The organism is Enorma sp. (assembly GCF_982429025.1).
Genome location: NZ_CEWCAA010000008.1, coordinates 36,952 through 58,966 on the forward strand (window position 1 = coordinate 36,952; position 22,015 = coordinate 58,966).

General features: G+C 63.4%; 10 protein-coding genes. All 10 read left to right on the forward strand.

Annotation, left to right across the window (positions count from 1 at the left end; all coding sequences use genetic code 11):
• Nucleotides 1-111: 111 nt before the first annotated feature.
• A complete protein-coding gene (locus AC1VS5_RS02710) occupies nt 112-1,017 on the forward strand; it encodes a UTP--glucose-1-phosphate uridylyltransferase (RefSeq protein WP_019127869.1) in 906 nt (301 codons plus the stop codon).
• Nucleotides 1,018-1,032: 15 nt separating this feature from the next.
• Nucleotides 1,033-2,058, forward strand: a complete 1,026-nt coding sequence (locus tag AC1VS5_RS02715) for a glycosyltransferase family 2 protein (RefSeq protein ID WP_481217617.1) — start codon at nt 1,033-1,035, stop codon at nt 2,056-2,058.
• Between the two features lie 506 nt (nt 2,059-2,564).
• On the forward strand, nt 2,565-6,101 hold the full coding sequence (gene rpoB / locus AC1VS5_RS02720; protein WP_481217621.1) for a DNA-directed RNA polymerase subunit beta: 3,537 nt from the start codon (nt 2,565-2,567) through the stop codon (nt 6,099-6,101).
• Between the two features lie 6 nt (nt 6,102-6,107).
• A complete protein-coding gene (locus AC1VS5_RS02725; RefSeq protein ID WP_481217618.1) occupies nt 6,108-10,604 on the forward strand; it encodes a DNA-directed RNA polymerase subunit beta' in 4,497 nt (1,498 codons plus the stop codon).
• Between the two features lie 686 nt (nt 10,605-11,290).
• Nucleotides 11,291-12,490 (forward strand): CPBP family intramembrane glutamic endopeptidase, encoded by a 1,200-nt coding sequence (locus AC1VS5_RS02730; RefSeq protein WP_481217619.1) that lies wholly within the window; start codon nt 11,291-11,293, stop codon nt 12,488-12,490.
• A gap of 404 nt (nt 12,491-12,894) precedes the next feature.
• Nucleotides 12,895-13,269 carry a 30S ribosomal protein S12 gene (rpsL, locus tag AC1VS5_RS02735; protein WP_019127874.1) on the forward strand — a complete coding sequence of 125 codons (375 nt, stop codon included), beginning with the start codon at nt 12,895-12,897 and terminating at the stop codon, nt 13,267-13,269.
• Between the two features lie 77 nt (nt 13,270-13,346).
• Nucleotides 13,347-13,820 carry a 30S ribosomal protein S7 gene (rpsG, locus tag AC1VS5_RS02740; RefSeq protein ID WP_276767152.1) on the forward strand — a complete coding sequence of 158 codons (474 nt, stop codon included), beginning with the start codon at nt 13,347-13,349 and terminating at the stop codon, nt 13,818-13,820.
• A gap of 20 nt (nt 13,821-13,840) precedes the next feature.
• Nucleotides 13,841-15,964 (forward strand): elongation factor G, encoded by a 2,124-nt coding sequence (gene fusA / locus AC1VS5_RS02745; protein ID WP_087186737.1) that lies wholly within the window; start codon nt 13,841-13,843, stop codon nt 15,962-15,964.
• Nucleotides 15,965-16,027: 63 nt separating this feature from the next.
• The gene (gene rpsJ, locus AC1VS5_RS02750; RefSeq protein ID WP_019127877.1) at nt 16,028-16,336 is read left to right on the forward strand and encodes a 30S ribosomal protein S10; all 309 of its coding nucleotides are present in this window, start codon (nt 16,028-16,030) and stop codon (nt 16,334-16,336) included.
• A gap of 479 nt (nt 16,337-16,815) precedes the next feature.
• Nucleotides 16,816-22,015: Ig-like domain-containing protein (locus AC1VS5_RS02755; protein ID WP_481217620.1), on the forward strand; the 5,200-nt coding region annotated here is incomplete at its 3' end.

Consider the following 22,015-nt stretch of genomic DNA (forward strand, 5'->3'; position numbering starts at 1 on the left):
CTTGAGATTTCCCGTGCGTCTCATGTGTCGCGTTACTATGCTGTGCGAAGTTATTTCACGCCGCATGCCGGCGATGTCGCCCGAACCGGGCACGTTGAAAGGAACGCATCTGTGAAGGCCATCATCCCCGCCGCGGGCCTGGGCACCCGCTTCCTGCCGTCGACCAAGTGCACGCCCAAGGAAATGCTTCCCGTGCTTGACAAGCCGGTTATCCAGTACGTGGTAGAGGAGGCGCTCGAACCCGAGGAGGTTACGGACGCCATCATCGTGACGAGCCCCAACAAGCCGGAGCTCCTGAGCTACTTCCAGCCTGATACGGCCCTTGAACAGCTTCTGCGTTCTCGTGGAAAGACCGCTTATGCCGATGCCGTTGCCGAGGCCGGCGGCCTTCCCGTAGACTTCCGTTTCCAGTACAAGCCGAACGGCCTCGGTCATGCCATCCGCTCTGCGGCCGATGCCGTGGCGGGGGAGAGCTTCCTTGTGCTCCTCGGCGACTACGTGGTGCCGGCGCGCGACATCTGCGACAAGATGCTCGAGGTCAGCCGCGCCCATGGTGGCGCGAGCGTTATCGCTGTTGCGGCTTGCGCTCCGGAGGAGGTCTCGCGTTATGGCGTGATCGCGGGCGAGCGCGCGGGATCGCTTGCCGGCGCGGAGGACGTTGCCGACTGCGAACCCGGTGCCGTGTGGCGCATCTCGGGCCTCGTTGAGAAGCCCGATCCCGCCGACGCCCCCTCGAACCTTTACATCGTTGGTCGCTACCTGCTCTCGCCCCTCGTGATGGACCTGCTCGCCGATCAGGCTCCCGGTGCGGGCGGAGAGGTCCAGCTCACCGATGCCATGGCGCGCTCGCTTGACCGCGAGACCATGTATGCCGTCGTCATCGACCCGCTCAGCGGCTACGATACGGGCACCCCGTCCGGCTGGATGGCCACGAATGCCCTCATGGCCGCTTCCGACCCGCGTTTCCGTGACGAGTTCTGGGATGCCATTGAGGTGCGTGGCGGCCTCACGCGGTAGGCCCTCGAGCAGCTCATGCGGACAAAACCCACGCTGGCCATCGTAGTCCCCTGTTTCAACGAGGAGGAAGTGCTTCCGTACACGCTTCCTCGGTTCCTCGCAAAGCTTGGCGAGCTCATACGTAACAATCAGGTGGCTGAAGATAGCTTCCTCATGCTCGCTGACGATGGATCGTCGGATTCGACATGGGACATAATCTGTACACTCGCTCGGCATAACTCCCGCGTGCGCGGCATTCGCCAGAGCAGGAATCGCGGCCATCAGAATGCCCTGCTTGCCGGCCTTATGGAGGTGAGGGACCGTTGCGACGCTTCCATCTCCATTGATTGCGATGGGCAAGACGATATCGATGCGATGGATGAGATGATTTCGCGCTACCAAGAGGGCTTTGATGTCGTGTACGGTGTGCGCAGTAGCCGCAAGGCCGATACGTGGCTCAAACGCACAACCGCTCAGGCATTCTATCGACTGCTTGGATGGCTCGGTGCCGAGGTGGTATACAATCACGCGGACTATCGTTTGCTTTCGGCCCCGGTGATGAGGGAGCTATCGGGTTTTCACGAGGTGAACATCTATCTACGGGGAATGGTCCCTCTCGTGGGATTCAAAAGCTGCGAAGTCGTTTACGAGCGTTCGAAGCGCATCGCCGGAAGGTCTCGCTATCCTTTGGTGAAAATGATGGGGCTTGCGCTTGACGGCGTGACGAGCCTTTCCATCAAGCCAATTCGCCTGGTCATGGCATTGGGCATTGTCATTTCTATCGCTAGCTTCTTAGGTATCGTATGGGCGGTGGCGAATGCGTTGCTTGGATGGGCTGTATCCGGTTGGGCGAGTACGATCAGCGTGATATGCCTTTTGGGCGGCGTCCAGCTCATATGCCTCGGTGTCATCGGGGAATATGTAGGCAAGACCTATCTCGAGACCAAGGCACGCCCGCGTTACATCATCTCCGAGCGCACGAGCTTCGAAGGTGATGGCAGTTCTCGGCCTGCTCAAGTTGCGCCGACGGATGCAGGGGAATCAGTACGCGGCGACGTGTGAGGGGGCAACGCGTGGCAGATGGGACGGAGATGAGTCGTCAACGATGGTATCGCGTGGCCTGCGCGGTGTTGCTTCTCATGTTGTGGGCCGTGCCGGTGTTTCGCACGTAGCCTCGGATTCTGGAGTCCGCGTGCGCTTCTGGCCGCATCGGACATAAGAGTTCGCACGCCGTTCGCATGCCGCTGGGCGGTGTCCTGTTCGCGTTGGGCACATCGTCTCACACAAAACTCATGAACAAATGTTCGATATATCAGCAACAACCTGCGGATTTAATAGTGAAGTTTTTTGCTACCCCAAAACAGTGCCTGCGTCAAGGAAAATCTTGCTAAACGGTAGGCGATTGGTAAACTTATAGGTTGCGAAACTGGCCCCATCAGGTGGATTGGGTCCGGAAAGCGTGAGAGGGCGGCTATGCCGCTCAAGGCGGGCGCGCATGCCCCGCGAGCGCTTCCGGCCATGCCGCCCATGAGGCCAACAAACCCGCCTTTTCAAGAAGGAGGAACAACCTGGTGGCAACATTAATTCCGCAGGCAACACCGACGGAGCGCGCTCGCGTCAACTTTGGCAAGATCGCGCCCTCCATGGAGCTTCCCAACCTCATCTCCGTGCAGAAGGAATCCTTCCAGCGCTTCATGGATGAGGGTCTCCGCGAAGCGTTCAAGGAGTCGAGCCCCATCCAGAGCCAGAACCATGTGCTGGAGGTCACCTTCGGTCATCACCAGTTCGGCGATGCTCCCCACACGGAGGACGAGTGCCGCGCCAAGGACATGACCTACCAGGCGCCGCTCCTCACCGAGGTTCGTCTCACCAACAAGGAGACGGGCGAGATCAAGGAGCAGCTCGTCTTCATGGGCGACTTCCCCATGATGACCGATCAGGGCACCTTCATCATCAACGGCACGGAGCGCATCGTCGTGAGCCAGCTCGTCCGTTCGCCGGGCGTGTACTTCTCGAGCGAGCAGGACGGCGTGGTCACGGACGCCAACGGCAAGACGACCCCCAAGGACATCTTCAAGGCGCAGGTCATCCCGGCCCGTGGCGCCTGGCTTGAGTTCGAGGTCGATAAGCACGACCAGCTCATGGTGTCCATCGACCGCAAGCGCAAGCAGTCTGCCACGATGTTCCTGCGCGCGCTCGGCATCGCGACCACCAACGACGAGATTCTCGAGCTCCTGGGCAACTCCGACGTGGTCAAGCGCTCCATCGAGCGCGACACCGCGCTTACCCGCGAGGATGCCCTCATTGAGATCTATCGTCGCCTGCGTCCGGGCGAGCCCCCCACTGTGGATGCCTCCCGCAGTCTCCTCGAGGGCCTGCTCTTCAACCCGCAGCGCTACGACCTGGCACGCGTGGGCCGCTACAAGGTGAACAAGAAGCTCGGCCTCGCTACCGAGGAAGAGGTCAAGATCCTCACCGACGAGGACATCGTTGCCACGCTCCGTTACCTCCTTGCGCTCGCCGCGGGGGAGGACGGCTTCTACACCGATGACATCGACCACTTCGGCAACCGTCGCGTGCGCACCGTGGGCGAGCTCGTTGCCAACCAGTTCCGCATCGGCATGAGCCGTATGGAGCGCGTGGTGCGCGAGCGCATGAGCTCTCAGGATATCGACGAGATCACCCCGCAGAGCCTCATCAACATCCGCCCCATCGTGGCCGCCATCAAGGAGTTCTTCGGTTCCTCGCAGCTTTCCCAGTTCATGGACCAGGCGAACCCTCTCACGGGCCTTACCCACAAGCGCCGTCTCTCGGCCCTCGGCCCCGGCGGTCTTGCGGGCCACAAGTCCGGCTCCAGCCGCCGCACCAACGTGCCCACGGCCGTCCGCGACGTCCATAACTCGCACTACAGCCGTATGTGCCCGATCGAGACCCCCGAAGGCCCCAACATCGGCCTTATCGGCTCGCTCGCGCTCTATGCCCGCGTGAACGAGTACGGCTTCATCGAGGCTCCGTACCGCCGCGTGGAGAATGGCCGCGTCACCGACCAGATCGACTGGATGACCGCCGATGAGGAGGAGAACCACATCATCGCGCCGGCGAACACCCCGGTCGACCCCAAGACCAACGAGTTCGTGACCACCGACATCGACGGCAACATCGTGCGCCCGCACACCATCGTGGCCCGTACGCGTGACTACGACGGAAAGTTCGGCGCCCCCGCAGACGTTCTGGTCGAGGAAGTCGACTACATGGACGTCTCGCCGCGCCAGATGATCTCGGTCGCTGCAACCCTCATTCCGTTCCTCGAGCACGACGACGCCAAGCGTACCCTCATGGGTGCGAACATGCAGCGCCAAGCCGTGCCGCTCATCCACCCGGCCGCCCCGTACGTGGGCACGGGCATGGAGCGCCGCGCCGCGCTCGACTCGGGCGAGGTCACGCTTGCCAAGCACGACGGCGAGGTCGTGTTCGCCGACGCCGCGAAGATCACCATCAAGACTTCCGCGGGCCTGGAGGAGTACCGCCTGCCCAAGTACCAGCGCTCCAACCAGTCGACCTGCATCAACCACCGCCCGCTCGTGCGCGTGGGCGACACGGTTGCCGCCGGTGAGCCCATCGCCGACGGCCCCTCGACCGATCATGGCGAGCTCGCGCTCGGCCAGAACTTGACCGTGGCCTACATGAGCTGGGAAGGCTACAACTACGAGGACGCCATCGTGGTGTCTGAGCGCGTGGTGGCCGAGGACCTGCTCACCACCATCAACATCTCGCGTCACGAGATCGACGCGCGCGATACCAAGCTCGGACCCGAGGAGATCACCCGCGAGGTGCCGAACCTCTCCGAGGACATGCTCGCGAACCTCGACGATGACGGCATCATCCGCATCGGCGCCGAGGTGGGCCCGGGCGACATCCTGGTGGGTAAGGTCACCCCGAAGGGCGAGAGCACCCAGACCGCCGAGGAGCGCCTGCTCAAGGCCATCTTCGGTGCCAAGGCCCACGACGTGCGCGACACCTCGCTCAAGATGCCGCACGGCGCCTACGGCCGCGTCATCGACGTGGTGCGCTTCAGCCGCGAGAACGGCGACGACCTTGCACCCGGCGTGAACGAGCAGGTGCGCGTCTACGTTGCCCAGCGTCGTAAGATCCAGCAGGGCGACAAGATCGCCGGTCGCCACGGCAACAAGGGTGTTATCTCCGAGATCCTGCCGGTCGAGGACATGCCCTACATGGCCGACGGCACCCCGGTGGACGTCATCCTGAACCCGCTCGGCGTGCCTTCGCGTATGAACGTGGGCCAGCTCCTCGAGTGCCACCTCGGTTGGGCTGCTGCCGCTGGTTGGGATGTGGACGACGCCGATTCCGACAAGTACGTGCCCGGTCCGTTCTTCGTCTCGACGCCCGTCTTCGACGGCGCCAAGGAGGACGAGATCGCCGAGGTCATCCGCCGTGCCAACAAGAACATGCTCAACCTTGCCACCGAGCGCTATGGCGAGCACATGGACCCCAAGTTCGTGACCCAGCTCGACGAGCGCGGCAAGACCACGCTGTACGACGGCCGCTCCGGCGAGGAGTTCCGCGAGCCCATCACGGTTGGTACCTCCTACATCCTGAAGCTCGGCCACATGGTCGACGACAAGATCCATGCGCGCTCGACGGGCCCCTACAGCCTCGTGACCCAGCAGCCGCTGGGCGGCAAGGCTCAGTTCGGCGGCCAGCGCTTCGGCGAGATGGAGGTCTGGGCGCTCTACGCGTACGGCGCCTCCAACGTGCTGCAGGAGATCCTCACCGTTAAGTCCGACGATACCGTGGGCCGCGTGAAGGCCTACGAGTCCATCGTCAAGGGCGAGAACATCCCCACGGCCGGCATCCCCGAGTCGTTCAAGGTGCTCGTCAAGGAGATCCGCTCGCTCGCGCTCGACATCGAGCCGCTGCATGAGGCGGAGCCCGCTGCGAAGGCGCAGGTCGCGGATAAGGCCGATGAGGCCCTGCCCGTCGACCCCCTCGCCGACGAGGCCGTGCTCGGTGACGACGATCTGATCGCCGATGCCGCCGAGGTCTCGCTTCCCGACCTCGCCGCCACGACCACAGATAAGGAGTAGTTGACTGTGGCAGATTTCGAAGCTACTGATTTTGACGCGGTAAAGATCTCGCTGGCCAGCGCCGACCAGATTCGCTCTTGGTCCAAGGGCGAGGTCAAGAAGCCCGAGACCATCAACTACCGCACCTTGAAGCCGGAGAAGGACGGCCTGTTCTGCGAGAAGATCTTCGGACCTTCCAAGGACTGGGAGTGCTCCTGCGGCAAGTACAAGGGCATCCGTTTCAAGGGCATCGTCTGCGAGCGCTGCGGCGTCGAGGTGACCACCTCCAAGGTGCGCCGCGAGCGCATGGGCCACATCGAGCTGGCGGCTCCCGTGAGCCACATCTGGTTCTTCAAGAGCCCCACCAGCTTCCCCATGAGCCGTCTTCTGGACATCAAGTCCAAGGACCTCGAGAAGGTGCTCTACTTCGCGAGCTACATCATCACGCACGTGGATTACGAGGCTCGTGAAGCCGATGCCGACGACCTGCGCGAAGAGCTCGCCGCCGACCTGGAGGAGCTCGATGCCGAGTGCACCCGCCAGATCGAGAGCCTGAAGGCCCAGGGCAACCCCGAGAACTTCGATGAGTTCAGCGACGAGGAGCCCCTGACCGAGGAAGAGATCGCCGCCGGCATCATCGATATCGAGGAGGAGACGAAGGACGAGAAGCAGCTCCGCACGGACGCCTTCGAGGCCTTCATGAAGCTCTCCGAGCGCGACCTCATCTCCGATGAGCCACTCTTCCGCGAGATGAAGCGCTACTACAGCATGTATTTCTCCGGCGACATGGGCGCCGAGGCCATTCGCGACCTGCTCTCGCAGATCGACCTCAAGCAGGAGGCCGAGACCCTGAAGGCCATCATCGCCGACGAGGACGGCCAGAAGCAGAAGCGCGAGAAGGCCGTGAAGCGCCTTGAGGTCGTGGACGCCTTCCTGAAGGGCGGCAACGACCCCGCCAACATGATTCTCGACGTGATCCCCGTGATCCCGCCCGATCTGCGCCCGATGGTCCAGCTCGACGGCGGCCGCTTCGCCGCGTCCGACCTGAACGACCTCTATCGTCGCGTGATCAACCGTAACAACCGCCTGAAGCGCCTCTTGGACCTCGACGCCCCTGCGATCATCGTGAACAACGAGAAGCGCATGCTGCAGGAGGCCGTGGACGCGCTCTTCGACAACGGTCGTCGTGGGCGCCCGGTGTCCGGCCGCGGCGGTCGTCCGCTCAAGTCGCTCGCCGAGGCCCTCAAGGGCAAGCAGGGTCGCTTCCGCCAGAACCTGCTCGGTAAGCGCGTGGACTACTCCGGCCGTTCGGTTATCGTTACCGACCCCAAGCTCAAGCTGCACCAGTGCGGCCTGCCCAAGACCATGGCCCTCGAGCTCTTCAAGCCCTTCGTCATGAAGCGCCTCGTGGAGCTTGGCAAGGTCGAGAACATCAAGGGCGCCAAGCGCGCCATCGAGCGCAACGCGAGCTTCGTCTGGGACATCCTGGAAGAGGTCATCGACGGTCGCCTGGTGCTGCTCAACCGCGCACCTACCCTGCACCGCCTCTCCATCCAGGCGTTCGAGCCCGTGCTCGTTGAGGGCAAGGCCATCCACCTTCACCCGCTCGTCTGCGAGCCCTTCAACGCGGACTTCGACGGCGACCAGATGTCGGTGCACGTGCCGCTCTCGCAGCAGGCGCAGGCCGAGGCCCGCGTGCTCATGCTCAGCTCCAACAACCTGCGCTCGCCGGCATCCGGCAAGCCTGTGAACACCCCGCGCCAGGACATGATCATCGGCGTGTACTACCTCACCCAGGCCCGCGACGGGCTGGCGGGCGAGGGGCACGTGTTCGCGAGCTTCGATGACGCCATGAACGCCTACGACGCCCGCACCGAGATCGACCTTCAGGCAAAGATCCAGGTGCGCGTGGCCGGCGAGGACGCCAACGTCGAGAACGAGGACGGCACCCGCCTGTTCCGCGTGAACAACGGCGGCGGCGACGTGCTGGAGCTCGACGTGACGGGCAACAAGACCGCTCGCTTCGAGACCACGATCGGCCGCATCATCTACAACCGTCAGTGCCTGCCGCGCGACTACGAGTACGTCAACTACAAGATGGGCTCGGGCGACGTGAAGAAGCTCGTGGCCGAGTGCTGCGACCGCTATCCGCAGGCCGAGGTTGCCGAGATGCTCGACAACATCAAGTACACCGGCTTCCACTACGCCACCCGCTCCGGCCTCACCATCTCGCTGTGGGACGCGCTCATCCCCGATGAGAAGCCCGAGATCCTGGCCGAGACCCAGGCGAAGGCCGACCAGATCAACGAGAACTTCGAGAACGGCCTTATCACGAGCCGCGAGCGCCACAACGAGGTGGTCCAGGTGTGGACCGACGCCACCGACAAGGTTTCCGCGCTCATGCTCGACATGTTCGACGAGGAGAACCCGCTTTACATGATGGCCGACTCCGGCGCCCGTGGTTCCAAGACCCAGCTGCGTCAGCTCGGCGGTATGCGCGGCCTCATGGCCGACATGTCCGGTGAGACGATCGACCTTCCCATTAAGGCGAACTTCCGCGAGGGCTTGCTGCCTCTCGAGTACTTCATCTCGACCTACGGTGCTCGTAAGGGCCTCGTCGACACCGCTTCGCACACCTCCGACTCCGGTTACCTCACGCGCCGTCTGGTCGACGTGGGCCAGGACGTCATCGTGCGCGAGGAGGACTGCGGCACGACCGAGGGCGTGACCTACGACCTCATTCTCGAGTCCGGCGACATCAACGCCGACCTCGTGGGCCGCTGCTTCATCGAGGACGTCGTTGCGGCGGACGGCACCGTGCTCTTCCACAAGGACGAGTACATCGAGCGCGAGGCCGATCTCAAGAAGATGATCGACGCCGGCCTCACCAAGGTGAAGCTGAGGGCGCTCCTCACCTGCCGTTCCAAGCACGGCGTGTGCCAGAAGTGCTACGGTTGGGACCTTTCCACCCGTCGCCCGGTTGCCATCGGTACCGCGGTGGGCATCATCGCCGCCCAGTCGATCGGCGAGCCCGGCACGCAGCTTACGATGCGTACCATTCACTCCGGCGGCGTCGCGGGCGTTGAGGACATCACCCAGGGTCTGCCGACCGTTTCGCGTATGTTCGACATCGTCGGCAACGTGAACGAGAAGATTCTCGGTGCCGAGGCCGTGCTCGCGCCGCACTCTGGTATGGTCACCATCGGAACCGACGAGAGCGGCTACGTGGCCACCATCACCGACATGGACGACCCGACCCGTGTGCTCGACGAGATCCACATCCCGTCCTCCGCGCACCTGAGCCCCGGGTTCCGCGACGGCGAGACCTGCGAGGTGCGCGCCGGCGACCTGATCACCCGCGGCTTCGTGAACTTCCGCAACCTCCGCAAGCTCACGGACATCGAGACCACCATGCACACCTTCGTGCACTCGGTGAAGGACGTCTACAGCTCGCAGGGCGTCGACCTGAACGACAAGCACATCGAGGTGCTCGCGCGCCAGATGCTGCGCCGCGTTCAGATCACCAACCCCGGCGATTCCAAGTACCTGCTCGGTCAGTACGTCGACCGCTATGAGTTCGCCGATGAGGTCGAGCGCGTCGCCCGCCTGGGCGGCACCGCGCCCTCGGCTGAGCCGGTCATCCTTGGTACGCTGAAGGTTGCTTCGTCCATCGATTCCTGGCTCTCCAGCGCGTCGTTCATCCGCACTGCGGGCGTGCTCACCGAGGCCGCTATCGAGGGCAAGGTCGACCACCTCATGGACCTCAAGTCCAACGTCATCGTGGGTAAGAAGATCCCCGCGGGCACCGGTCTCAAGCCGTATGCCAACGCGACGCTGACCTACCGCACCCCCGAGGGCTATGTGGATGTGGACGGCCCCACCCTGCCGACCGCGCGCAGCCTTCCGGATTGGGCCCCCGCCGAGCTCAAGGAGCTCGACGAGCAGGTGCCGCAGGAGACGAGCTACGCCGGCTACGACGAGTTCGGCAGCGCCGACGGCTCCTTCACCCGCAACGGCCGCACGATTTCGGCCGAGGATGCGCGCCTGTACCTCTTCGACGACCTCGGCGTCTCGCAGCGCTGGACCAATAAGTTCAGCGAGGTGGGCATCGAGACCGTGGGCGACCTCATGGGCAAGAGCGAGGAGGACCTGCTTCGCATCGATGGCATTGGCGCTAAGGCGATCGAGGAGCTGCGTGACGGCCTCGAGGAGCACAACCTGCTCTACATCCTCGAGAACAACGAGGATGTGGCCGACGAAGAGGACCTCTCCCAGCTGCTCCAGATGGTGTTCTCGCCGGATGGTCCGGACGACATTCTGCTCGGCACGAGCGCGCCGCGCCACTACGAGGACGATGAGGAGATGATCGGTGCTCCGGCGGAGAGCTCTTCTGCCGATACCGCAAGCTCGGGCATCATCAACGAGGATATGCCCTCGCTGGAGGCTCTGCTCAACAAGCTCGTGGATACCGACGACGGCGACTCGCCCGAGGATCCGAACGGCCACAACAGCACGGAGGACTAGACTTTCCGTGCGGTATAAGCCGTAGCGAAACGTTCGCACAAGGCCCGTCTCTTCGGAGGCGGGCCTTTTGTCAAGGGAACGGTCCCCGATTTGGTGCGGAACGGGCTCGGTTTGACTCGGATCGGTTCCCGATATGGTCAGGGGGCAGTTCCCGACTTGGCCTGGGGCGGTCCCCGATATGGCCCCCAACCCGATATTCCATTCGTTGATTACCCATTTGACATGCTTCGGCGGAACCGTGTACCGGTGAATCGTATTCATTCTCGAGCGATGATGATCAACCCCATTTGACACGTTGCTCGTTGTAACTGTGTTTCAGCGCCTTTGGTTCGTGGATACCAGGTTCTGGTGTTTCATTCTCGTTTTCGGGCGATGACCTGTGGGACCCGTATTCCGGCGATTCATTTTCGGGCGACATTCGGATGCTCGCTGCGTTTTCGGGCGAAAATCTGCCGCCTCAGCGCTGTGACATGGCGATATTACGTCCGAGAACGTCTGGAGTGTCCGAATTGCGCCCGGCAACACCGGGCCTGTCCAGAAGTCGCCCGAGAGCGCCGGGCGCGTCCAGAAGTCGCCCGAGAGCGTATGGATGTGCGGGGCAAACGGGTACACTGGGACACAACATGTGCCAGCAGGCATGTGCAAATAGCAGAAGCGACAGGCCAGTGAAGGCGGAAGGAGGCCCTATGCCCAAGATGGACGCGTCGCAGCGTTGGAAGAACCTGTTGCTCGCCGCGCTGGCGTTCGCGCTCATGATCGTGATGCCCACCCTTGCGAGCTATGTCGTTTCGTATGCCATTATCTATGGTGCGGGCTTCGTTGGGGGAGAGCCTGCAATCGAGCGCGTCGTTGCGTTCATGAACGAGAACATGAACCTGTATTCTGCGCTCGTCTACCTCGTCTTCGGGATTCCCGTGTTGTTCTGGGTGCGAGGTATGCGCAACCGAGAGCGCACTCGCCTACGCCACGCGCAGTTGGAGCAGCAGTATTTGGAAAGCCATGATACCTATGCCGAGCAGCAGCCGTTCGTGCCAGCCGCCGCTCCCGGGCGACAGCCTCTTTCCGGGGGCGCTGATTCCTCGCAGCGCCCGATAGCATCGGCTACCGATTTCACGTCCGCGTCTTTCCCGGAGCCGCCCCGCCCGCCGGCGCGCTATATCTACTATGGTGACCGCCCGGTGGCATGGCAGCTTGCATCACAGGGTGGGTGCGTGCCCCAAGCTCAGGATGGGGGAGCGCCCCAAGCTCAAGCCTTTTCTTCTGTGCAAACCGAGCTGAGTCGGAGAGTGCATTCCAGGCCCACGGTGAACGCACGCATCCAGGGAGTTGACCGCAGACATTTCGTCGCGGCAGCGCTCATGGGGTATGGGATGCAAATCGTGACAACCCTCATCATGGTTCTGGTGAACGTACTGCTTCCTTCTGTTATGGAGGAGTACAACACGCTCGTCGACGGCTCGGGCATCACGACCTACGGGCTCATGTGGGTCATCTCAACGCTCGTTCTGCCACCTCTTGTGGAAGAGGCGGGGTTCCGCGGCCTGGGCCTTACCTATTTGGAGCGCGCCGGAGTGCCCTTTGCGGTGGCGAACATTGTGCAGGCGCTCGCATTCGGCATCTTCCACATGAATCTTACGCAGGGCATATACACCTTCGTGCTCGGCCTCGCACTTGGATACGTGACGCATCGGAGTGGATCGATCGCGCCCGCCATGCTTATGCATCTCGTCTACAACCTCATGGGAACCTTGGGGAGTGACCTCATCTACAGCTATCTGCCTGCGCCGTTCCTCATCCTCCTCATAACCAACGTCATTGCCCTCGTGTACGCTTTCCGCCTGCTTCGACCGGAGCAGGGGCGCGGTGCAGCGGCAATGCAAGCTTGACGCACTAAACCCTTTCGGGTTCATTTTCTTGACGAATGCACCGCACAAACCTGTCGAAATGCACGAAATCGGTAACATCAGCAAAGTTATGCTGAGCACTCGTCAAGAAAATGCGCACTGGGCCATGCGAGTGCGAAGCTAGGGGCGCCAATCAACCTGCACAGAGCGTATCCGGTCTCGAGCCGAGCGATCGGGTGTGCCTCGCGACTCCTCCCAGCCACAAATGTGTGAAGAAATTCAGGAACTGTAGGAAAAGAAGGAAACGCCCGGAGGCGTGGTCTGTTGACATCGCTTGTCAATGCGCGTATCTTAGCGAACTGCGTGTTTCGAAGGTGGATGCTGACGCCTCGATTCAAGCCGTTGCACCTCGTACAAGCTGGAATCATCTAAAGAAGGAGTACGCTTTGCCTACAATTAACCAGCTGGTCCTCAAGGGCCGCAAGTCTAAGCCCGCGAAGTCCAAGAACGCGGCACTGCAGCACAACCCGCAGAAGCGCGGCGTGTGCACCCGCGTGTTCACCACCTCCCCCAAGAAGCCGAACTCGGCTCTTCGTAAGGTGGCTCGTGTGCGCCTGGTCAACGGCATCGAGGTTACCGCTTACATCCCCGGTGAGGGCCACAACCTCCAGGAGCACTCCATCGTGCTCGTTCGCGGCGGCCGTGTGCGCGACCTCCCTGGTGTGCGTTACAAGATCATCCGTGGTGCCTACGACTGCGCTGCGGTTCAGAACCGTATGCAGTCCCGCTCCCGCTACGGCGCGAAGCGTCCCAAGAAGTAAGCAACCACCCAGATTCGTCCTGCGGCGTCGCCTGGCGAACGTCGCATGAACACTTTCACGCTAGAGGAGATTAAACTATGCCGCGTCGTGCATCTAAGACTCATCGTCGCGAGGTTATGCCGGATGCCGTGTATAACAACCGTCTCGTGACCCAGCTCATCAACAAGGTTCTTCTCGACGGCAAGAAGTCCGTCGCGGAGCGCATCGTCTACAGCGCCTTCGATCTGGTGGCCGAGAAGTCCGGCCAGGACGCTCTCGCCGTCTTCAAGAAGGCCATGGACAACGTCAAGCCCACGCTCGAGCTCAAGCCTCGCCGCGTTGGTGGCGCCACCTATCAGGTGCCTGTCGAGGTCAACTCCCGCCGCTCCACGCAGCTCGCGATCCGCTGGATCGTGAACTTCTCGCGTGCCCGCAAGGAGAAGACCATGGCCGAGCGTCTCGCCAACGAGATCCTCGACGCCTCGAACGGCGTCGGCGCTTCCATCAAGCGTCGCGAGGACCTCTTCAAGATGGCTGAGGCCAACCGTGCCTTCGCACATTACCGCTGGTAATCCAGGAAGGGTAGATACTCATGGCTAAGGCTAAGTACAAGCTTTCCGAAACCCGCAACATCGGCATCATGGCCCACATCGATGCCGGCAAGACCACCACGACCGAGCGCATCCTGTACTACACGGGCAAGACGCATAAGATCGGCGAGGTTCACGAGGGCGCTGCCACCATGGACTGGATGGTCCAGGAGCAGGAGCGCGGCGTGACCATCACCTCCGCTGCTACCACGTGCTTCTGGCACAAGGGCGGCGACGTGAAGAACGGTCCCGCCTACCGCATCCAGATCATCGACACCCCGGGCCACGTGGACTTCACCTCCGAGGTCGAGCGTTCGCTGCGCGTCCTCGACGGTGCCGTTGCCGTGTTCGACGCCGTGGCCGGCGTGCAGCCCCAGTCCGAGACCGTGTGGCGCCAGGCTCGCAATTACAACGTCCCGCGCATCGCCTTCATCAACAAGTTCGACCGCGTGGGCGCCGACTTCTGGCATGCCATCGACACCATGAAGGACCGCCTCAACGCTAACGCCGTGGCCATCCAGGTCCCGATGGGCGCCGAGGATAACTTCTGGGGCATCATCGACCTCGTCACCATGACCGCGTGGGACTTCAAGGCCGACGACAAGGGCATGACCTATCCCGAGCCCATGGACGCGATCCCCGCTGAGTTCGAGGAGATTGCTGCCGAGAAGCGCGAGGAGCTCCTTGACGCCGCCGCCAACTACGACGACGAGCTCATGGAGATGATCCTCGAGGAGCAGGAGATCCCCGTCGAGAAGCTCAAGGACGCCATCCGCGCCGGCGTGCTCGCCAACGAGCTCAACCCCGTTCTCGTGGGCTCCGCGTACAAGAACAAGGGTGTGCAGGAGCTCCTCGACGCCGTCGTCGATTACCTCCCGAGCCCGCTCGACATCCCGCCCGTGGACGGCACCAACCCCGACACCGGCGAGGAGGACGTGCGCAAGGCCGACTACGACGAGCCCTTCTCCGCGCTCGCCTTCAAGATCATGACCGACCCCTACGTGGGTAAGCTCACCTTCTTCCGTGTGTACTCCGGTCACGTTGACGCCGGTTCCTACGTGGTGAACGCCACCAACGGCCAGCGCGAGCGCTTCGGCCGCATCCTCGAGATGAACGCGAACGACCGCGTTGACGTCGACGGCGCCTTCGCCGGCGACATCCTCGCCGCCGTGGGTCTTAAGAACACCACCACCGGCGACACCCTCTGCGAGGAGGGCCACGAGATCATCCTCGAGTCCATGGAGTTCCCCGACCCGGTTATCGACGTCGCCGTCGAGCCCAAGACCAAGGCCGAGCAGGACAAGATGAGCCTCGCGCTCACCAAGCTCGCCGAGGAGGACCCGACCTTCCAGGTGCGCACCGACCACGAGACCGGCCAGACCATCATCGCCGGCATGGGCGAGCTGCACCTCGAGATCATCGTCGACCGTCTGCTCCGCGAGTTCAAGGTCGAGGCCAACGTTGGTAAGCCGCAGGTTGCCTACCGTGAGGCCCCGGGCCACGATGTTGATCGTGCCGAGGGCAAGTTCGTCCGCCAGTCCGGCGGTCGCGGCCAGTACGGTCACGCCGTCATTAAGCTCGAGAAGATGGAAGAGGGCTTCGGCTACGAGTTCGTCAACGGCATCGTTGGCGGCGTGGTGCCGAAGGAGTACATCCCCTCCATCGACAAGGGCATCCAGGAGGCGCTGCAGACGGGCGTTATCGCCGGTTATCCGGTGGTCGATGTCAAGGTGACCCTCTTCGACGGTTCCTACCACGAGGTCGACTCCTCCGAGGCCGCGTTCAAGATCGCCGGTTCCATGGCCATCAAGGACGCCCTCAAGAAGTCCGACCCGATCCTGCTCGAGCCCGTTATGGCCGTCGAGGTCGAGACCCCCGAGCAGTACATGGGCGACGTTATGGGCAACCTCTCTGGTCGTCGTGGCAAGATCGAGGGCATGGACGATCGTTCCGGCAACAAGGTCATTCGCGCCAAGGTGCCGCTGGGCGAGATGTTCGGCTATGCAACCGACCTCCGCTCCCAGACGCAGGGCCGCGCGTCCTACACCATGCAGTTCGACTCGTACGAGCCGGCGCCCAAGTCTGTCGCCGACGAGGTCGTCAGCAAGGCTGGCGGCAACGCGTAAGTACGCGCGATCGCTCGATTAGGTATCAATCGCGCGTATCACGCGCACATCAAGGAGGTAACGTTGTCTACCCAGAAGATCAGGATCCGCCTCAAGGGCTATGATCACGAGATCGTCGACCAGTCCGCGAAGCTCATCGTCGAGACCGCTCAGAAGACGGGCGCCCGCGTGTCCGGCCCCATCCCCCTGCCCACCGAGCGCAACCTCTACACGGTCATCCGCTCGCCGCACAAGGACAAGGACTCTCGCGAGCAGTTCGAGATGCGCACCCACAAGCGCCTCATCGACATCCTCGATCCCTCCGCTGGCACCGTCGATTCGCTCATGCGTCTCGACCTTCCTGCGGGCGTTGACATCGAGATCAAGCTCTAAGCGCAAAGGGCTGTAACTCCCTTCGGAAGCCCCCGGTTTCCTCCTTCGCTGGTCCTCGCAGTTCAGCAGAGCTGAACTGCTGCGGAATCGCTTAGGAGGAAACCGGGGGCTTCCTGCGTTTTCGCCCTTTAGGGCGCGTTTGGATGTAGTGTCCCTGAGGGGCCTGGGGCCCTCGCGCTGCGCGCATCGGGCGTGTATTGGGCTTGTGCTCAGCTTTGGGGTGGGAGCCTTGCGCTTCGCGCATCGGCTCGTGGGCGGGCCCTCGGCCTTCGGCCATTGTGCGTACGCGGGCTACGGGTCCCCGGTGGGGCGTATTGTGTTTCCGTTTGCGGAAAAACCCAGCTTAATGGGTTGTGTCGGGGGAGGGCAATCTCCTAAAATCGCGTGTGTGTATGTTTTTGACGTGCTGCCGTGCACGGTTGCGCGGTGGCTCGTCGGTGCCCGCATGCTGCTACGGGCGGTTTCTGGGGGAGGTCCACGTGCATCGGAGAACGGTTCATGTTGCGGTCACCGCTGGTTTGGTGACAGCGCTCTCGTTGGGGTCGGTGCCCACGCCGGCGATTGCGGAGGCGTTGTCGGGTTCTGGCGTTACTCAGGCAGAGCAAGGGGTTTCAAGCGACCAGGCGACGGAAGATGCTGCGGCGGGTGTCTCGACGCAGCAGGAAGAGGCGTCGCAGGGGGATGCGGCTGAGACCGACGAGCAAGCGTCTCCGACGATTACCGCCGTCGCATCGCCCGGCAACATTACGTGTGAGGCGGGCTCGGTGTCCCTTCCTGGCACGGTCTCGGTCACGCTCTCGGACGGTACCACCGAGGACCGCTCGGTGAGCTGGCAAGTCGATGGTGCATCATCGCAGGATGCCTTTAATGCGTTGGAACCGGGTTCGTACACGGTGGCGGGTACCGTCGAGGGCACCGACAAGCAGCCCTCCTTCACCCTTACCATTAGCGCGGCGACCGCGCCTGGCATCGCCGACGAGCAGGCAGCTCCCGAGCAGGATGCGCAGGCCGCGCCTGTTGAGGAAGCCGTCCCCGCTGAGGACGAGGGCGCGCCCGCTGCCAGCGCCCCCGCGGCGAACGACGTCGCCACGCAGGTGGACGGCGATATCGTGACCCTGGAGTACGAGGGCCAGACGTGGACCTACGAGCGTCCCCAGATCACGGCGCTCGTGGGCCAGCAGGCGAGCACGGTGGGCAGCCTCGTGCTCGTCGAGCTCACCAACACGGATACGGGCGAGGTGGAGGAGTACCACCTGACGCCTGGAGGCGATTTCTCGAGCTCCTGGCAGTCGTCCGCTCCGGTTGGCGCAGACGGGTGCCTCACCGCTGAAGGCGCCTATGCGGCAACGCTGCAGACCTCCATCGGGCAGTTTATCGATGTCACCTTCGAGGCCGACATCAACGTGCTCTCGGTGACGTCCATTCCCAATCTGGATGTCACCTGCATCGCGGGGTCAACCACGCTGAGTACCATCGACGCCCCGTCCGTAACCCTCTCGGATGGGTCTCTCTACCAAGCATGGATCACGTGGGATGCGGACGAGCGCAAGGCTGCCGAGGAGGGGCTCAGCACGCCGGGCGAGTACGTCATCACGGGCGTCATCCAGAATACCAACATCGAGGTTCAGGCTACGGTGAGCGTGCAGGAGATCCGCGAGGTGCGCGGTGCGACAGCGTTCGTCGAGCCCGGCTTCGAGCCAACCTTGCCCGATTACGTCTACGTCGTGAGTTCCACCGGGCTGGAGCAGGCCATACCCGTCACGTGGGACGCCATCGACCCGAGCGACTGCGAGCACGAGAACGTCTTCGAGGTCATGGGCACGGTGCAGGGAACGAGCCAGCGTGCCGTGGCGACGGTGTATGTGAGCGAGGTCACCTCGGTATCCGAGCAGACCATGGTCGTTGCGGTAGGCGGGAGCATTACGTGGCTCTCGGGCGTTACCGTCACGAACGCGCTCGGCAACACGAACTGGGTGGACCCTGCGTGGGACCTGCCGGAGGAGGGCGACGAGCGCCTGCAGCAGGCGGGTACTTTCGATATCTACGGCGCCATTCCCGGTTCGGATAACCAGGCGGTCTGCCACGTGATGGTGATTGACCCTGCGGAGTCGAGCTACGAGGAGAGTGTGAAACTCACCGTGGGCGAGTCGTATCTGCCGGGCGATATCTCGATCGAGCTGCCCGATGGTTCGAGCAGCCATATCGCGGTCGATTGGATCTGGCCGGACATGGACCTCTTCAACCGCGCGGGCTCCTTCGACGTCGAGGGCGTGATCAGCGGCACGGACATCCCGGTCACCCTGCATGTGACGATGGTCGATATTCAGTCAATCGACGCACTCGATTCGATCGGCACGGTCGAGGGTGTCGTGCCTGAGTTGCCCTATTTCGTGGACGTCACCTACACGGACGGGTCGCGCGGCGAGGAGGAGGTCGAGTGGTCCGTGCCGGATCCGAGCGAGATTCTCTCCGATGCCTCTCCCATCACCATCACGGGCCAGACACGCTTCGGCACCAATCGTGAGGTCGAGGTGCAGGTCGAGGTGCTGTGGGCCCAGCCCGCGCGCGAGCCGGTGGAAGTCTCCACCCTGGTCGGCGTGGCGCCGGCGCTGCCGTACACGGTGCCCATGACCATGTCGGACGGATCTCGCCAGCAGCTCGTCGTCCAGTGGGAGCAGCCCACGCCCGATCAATACGCAACGGCGGGCACGACCTTCGAGGCCAAGGGCTACGTCGCCGGGTCCGATTACCCGGTCACGGCCGAGGTGGCCGTGTGCGCCGCTGCGAAGGACGGTACAGCGACCGAGGTCTCGACCATCGTGGGCGTAGCCCCCAACCTGTCCTCGGACATCAACGTAACCCTGGATAACGGCGATGTGTTCTACATCTTCGGGCGCGTCGCGTGGGATGAGGTCGATCCGGCGAGCTATGCCCAGGCGGGCGATTTCGAGGTCTCGGGACGGATTCTGGGCACCGAGGTCCCGGTGACCGCGCGCGTGCATGTGGGCGAGGCTGCCTCTGAGGACGTCTTCGATATCGAGCGCGAGTACTTCATCGACCTCGAGTCTGCCGGGACCATGCAGCCGGAGAGCGTGCTGGGCACATCCATCTACGTGCCGATTGAGGGCGGTGGCTACGCCGACCTGCCTGTCACGTGGAACGACCTCACGCGCGGCTTTCTCACCACGCCGGGCACCTACACGTTCACCGGCGTTGCCGGCGGGCACGACGTGACGATGACGGTCGTTTCGATGCGCGTGCTGAGCGTCGAGGCCACGGAGCCGGTTACCATGCTTGCGGGGGCCGCGATCGATACGTTCGACGGCTCCGCTACCGCGACGGTCGATGACGGCTCGGGCCAGGAAAGCACGCGCGAGGTCTGGTACAGCCTGTACGAAGGCGACCCAATCACCTTCGAGGAGGCGGGTACCTACACCGAAGAGGTCACGTGCTGGATCTCTGGGAGCCAGGGAAGCATCGAGATGCCCGTCTCGATCACCTTCGAGGTGCTCGATGCGATTCAGGAGCAGGAGGAAGTCTCCGAATGGACGCTTCCGGGCGTGGAGCCGGTGCTTCCCGAGACCATCATGATCACTCCGGGCGACCAGGGGCCGCTCGCGATGTTCGCGAGCTTTGCGATGAGCCTCATCGGGGCGCGCGACGCAAGCGAGCCCATCGAGGTGCGCGTGACGTGGGAGGGCATCGACCCCGCGCTCTATGCGCCCGATAAGGTCAATACTACCTTTGACGTGGCGGGTGTCATCGAGGGCACCGATACGCCGGTGAAGGCGACGGTCGAGGTCGCGGACATCGAGAGCGTCTACGTGCCGAGCGTGAGCACGGCGCCTGGCGTGGTGCCCGAGATTCCCGGCCAGGTGGTGGTCACGACCACGATGGGCACCCAGCATGTGGTCACACTCCAGCGCGACGTGATCTCTGAGGGGCTCTACCAGGAAGCGGGCGCGGAGTTCGAGGTGCCGGCCTCCTTCACGGTGGGTTCCTCCACGGTGAGCGCCACCGTGCCGGTCACGGTGGTCGAGACGACAGGCCTGGTCTCCGAGGACGAGCTGGCCGATGTGCTCAACATTACCACCGAGGTGGGTATGGAGCCCACGCTGCCCATGCAGCTACCGGTGACCCTTGCGGACGGCTCCGTGTCCCTTGTCGATGTGGACTGGGATGCGATTCCCTACACCAACTATCAGGTCGCCGGTACCTTCACGGTGACGGGCCATGTGGCGGGGCTCGGCGACGAGGGCGAGGTGACGGCCACCGTGACGGTTATCGAGCAGGTGGACGAGCCCTTGGTTTCGTCGGTGGAGCCGTTGCACCGAACGATCGGCACCGGCGCGGGCAAACCTGGGGATTCAACGTATTTCTCGTACGCCATGGCGTACTTCACCGATATGAGCGGTATTGAGGTCCCGGTGACGTGGGATTACTCGAACGTGGACTTTAACGAGCCCGGAACCTATGTGGTGAAGGGCACGCTTGAGGGCTATGGCACCTCCGCCGTCATGTATCTCACGGTGGCTCCCACCGCGCGTGCCGTGGAGAGCGTCGCGCCCGTGAACGTGAGCGTCTCCCTCCCCGCCGACGGCGGAGCGGTCGATCGCGAAGAGGTCGCGCTGCGCCTGCCCGCTCAGGTTGCGGTGACCTATTCCGACGGCGCGAGCGCTCTGGCGGATGTGACGTGGAACCTCTCGCCCCTTACCAGCGAGGCGTTGTCGAAGGAGGGTACGATCGAGATCACGGGCTCCGTGGCGGGCTCGACGGTGCAGGCGAAAGCCACCATCACGGTCGTAGCCGCCGAGACGACGGAGGCGTACGCCGTGAGCGTGGAGCCACCGGCTGCGGTGAGCACCAAGGAGACGGCGGCACCGGTGCTGCCTAAGACCGTGGCGGTGGTTATGAGCGACGGCACGAAGCAGGAAAGCGGCGTCACGTGGGACCGCGTTCCGGCGAATGTCTACGCGTTCGGCAAGGGCGGCACGAGCTTCATCGTGCAGGGCTTGACCGAAGTTGGCAGCTTCCCTGTGGAGATTACGGTGAACGTCGAGGCGCTGCCTCGCGCCGAGAAGGTCACGATCAAGGCCAACGGCGAGGAGGCTGCGACGGCGGCCCTTGAGGTCGGTGACGCGCTGAAGCTCACGGCGGCGGTCACTCCCGATGATGCCTACGATTCCGAGGTGACATGGACCTCGTCCGATGCCGCGGTGGCGACGGTTGCGGCCGACGGTACGGTGACTGCGGTTGCTGAGGGTACCGCGACCATCTCGGCCTCGACCGAAGGCGGCACGAGCGCGTCCATCACGGTAACCGTGACTGAGCCCGACGACCCCGGCACGGATCCGGGCACCGATCCGGATCCCGACCCCGGTACCGACCCGGATCCCGACCCCGGTACCGACCCGGATCCCGACCCCGGTACCGACCCTGGTACCGACCCGGACCCGGGCACCGACCCTGACCCGGATTCCGACAAGGACGAGAAGCCCGGCGCGGGCAACGAGTCCGATGGCTCCGACACGGACGGCGCACAGGACGAGGGCGACGGCAAGACGGGTGAGGACGACGCGCTTACGAGCACGTCCGACCCCAGCATGGTCATCGCGGCCACGGCGGGCGGCGCCGGCATTCTCTCGCTAGCCGCCGCATGGGTTGCGCGTCGTCCTCACC

Coding starts and splice junctions, on each gene's coding strand:
- AC1VS5_RS02715 (WP_481217617.1), top strand. CDS start 1,033: ATGCGGACAAAACCCACGCTGGCCATCGTAGTCCCCTGTTTCAACGAG.
- rpsG (WP_276767152.1), top strand. CDS start 13,347: ATGCCGCGTCGTGCATCTAAGACTCATCGTCGCGAGGTTATGCCGGAT.
- fusA (WP_087186737.1), top strand. CDS start 13,841: ATGGCTAAGGCTAAGTACAAGCTTTCCGAAACCCGCAACATCGGCATC.
- AC1VS5_RS02730 (WP_481217619.1), top strand. CDS start 11,291: ATGCCCAAGATGGACGCGTCGCAGCGTTGGAAGAACCTGTTGCTCGCC.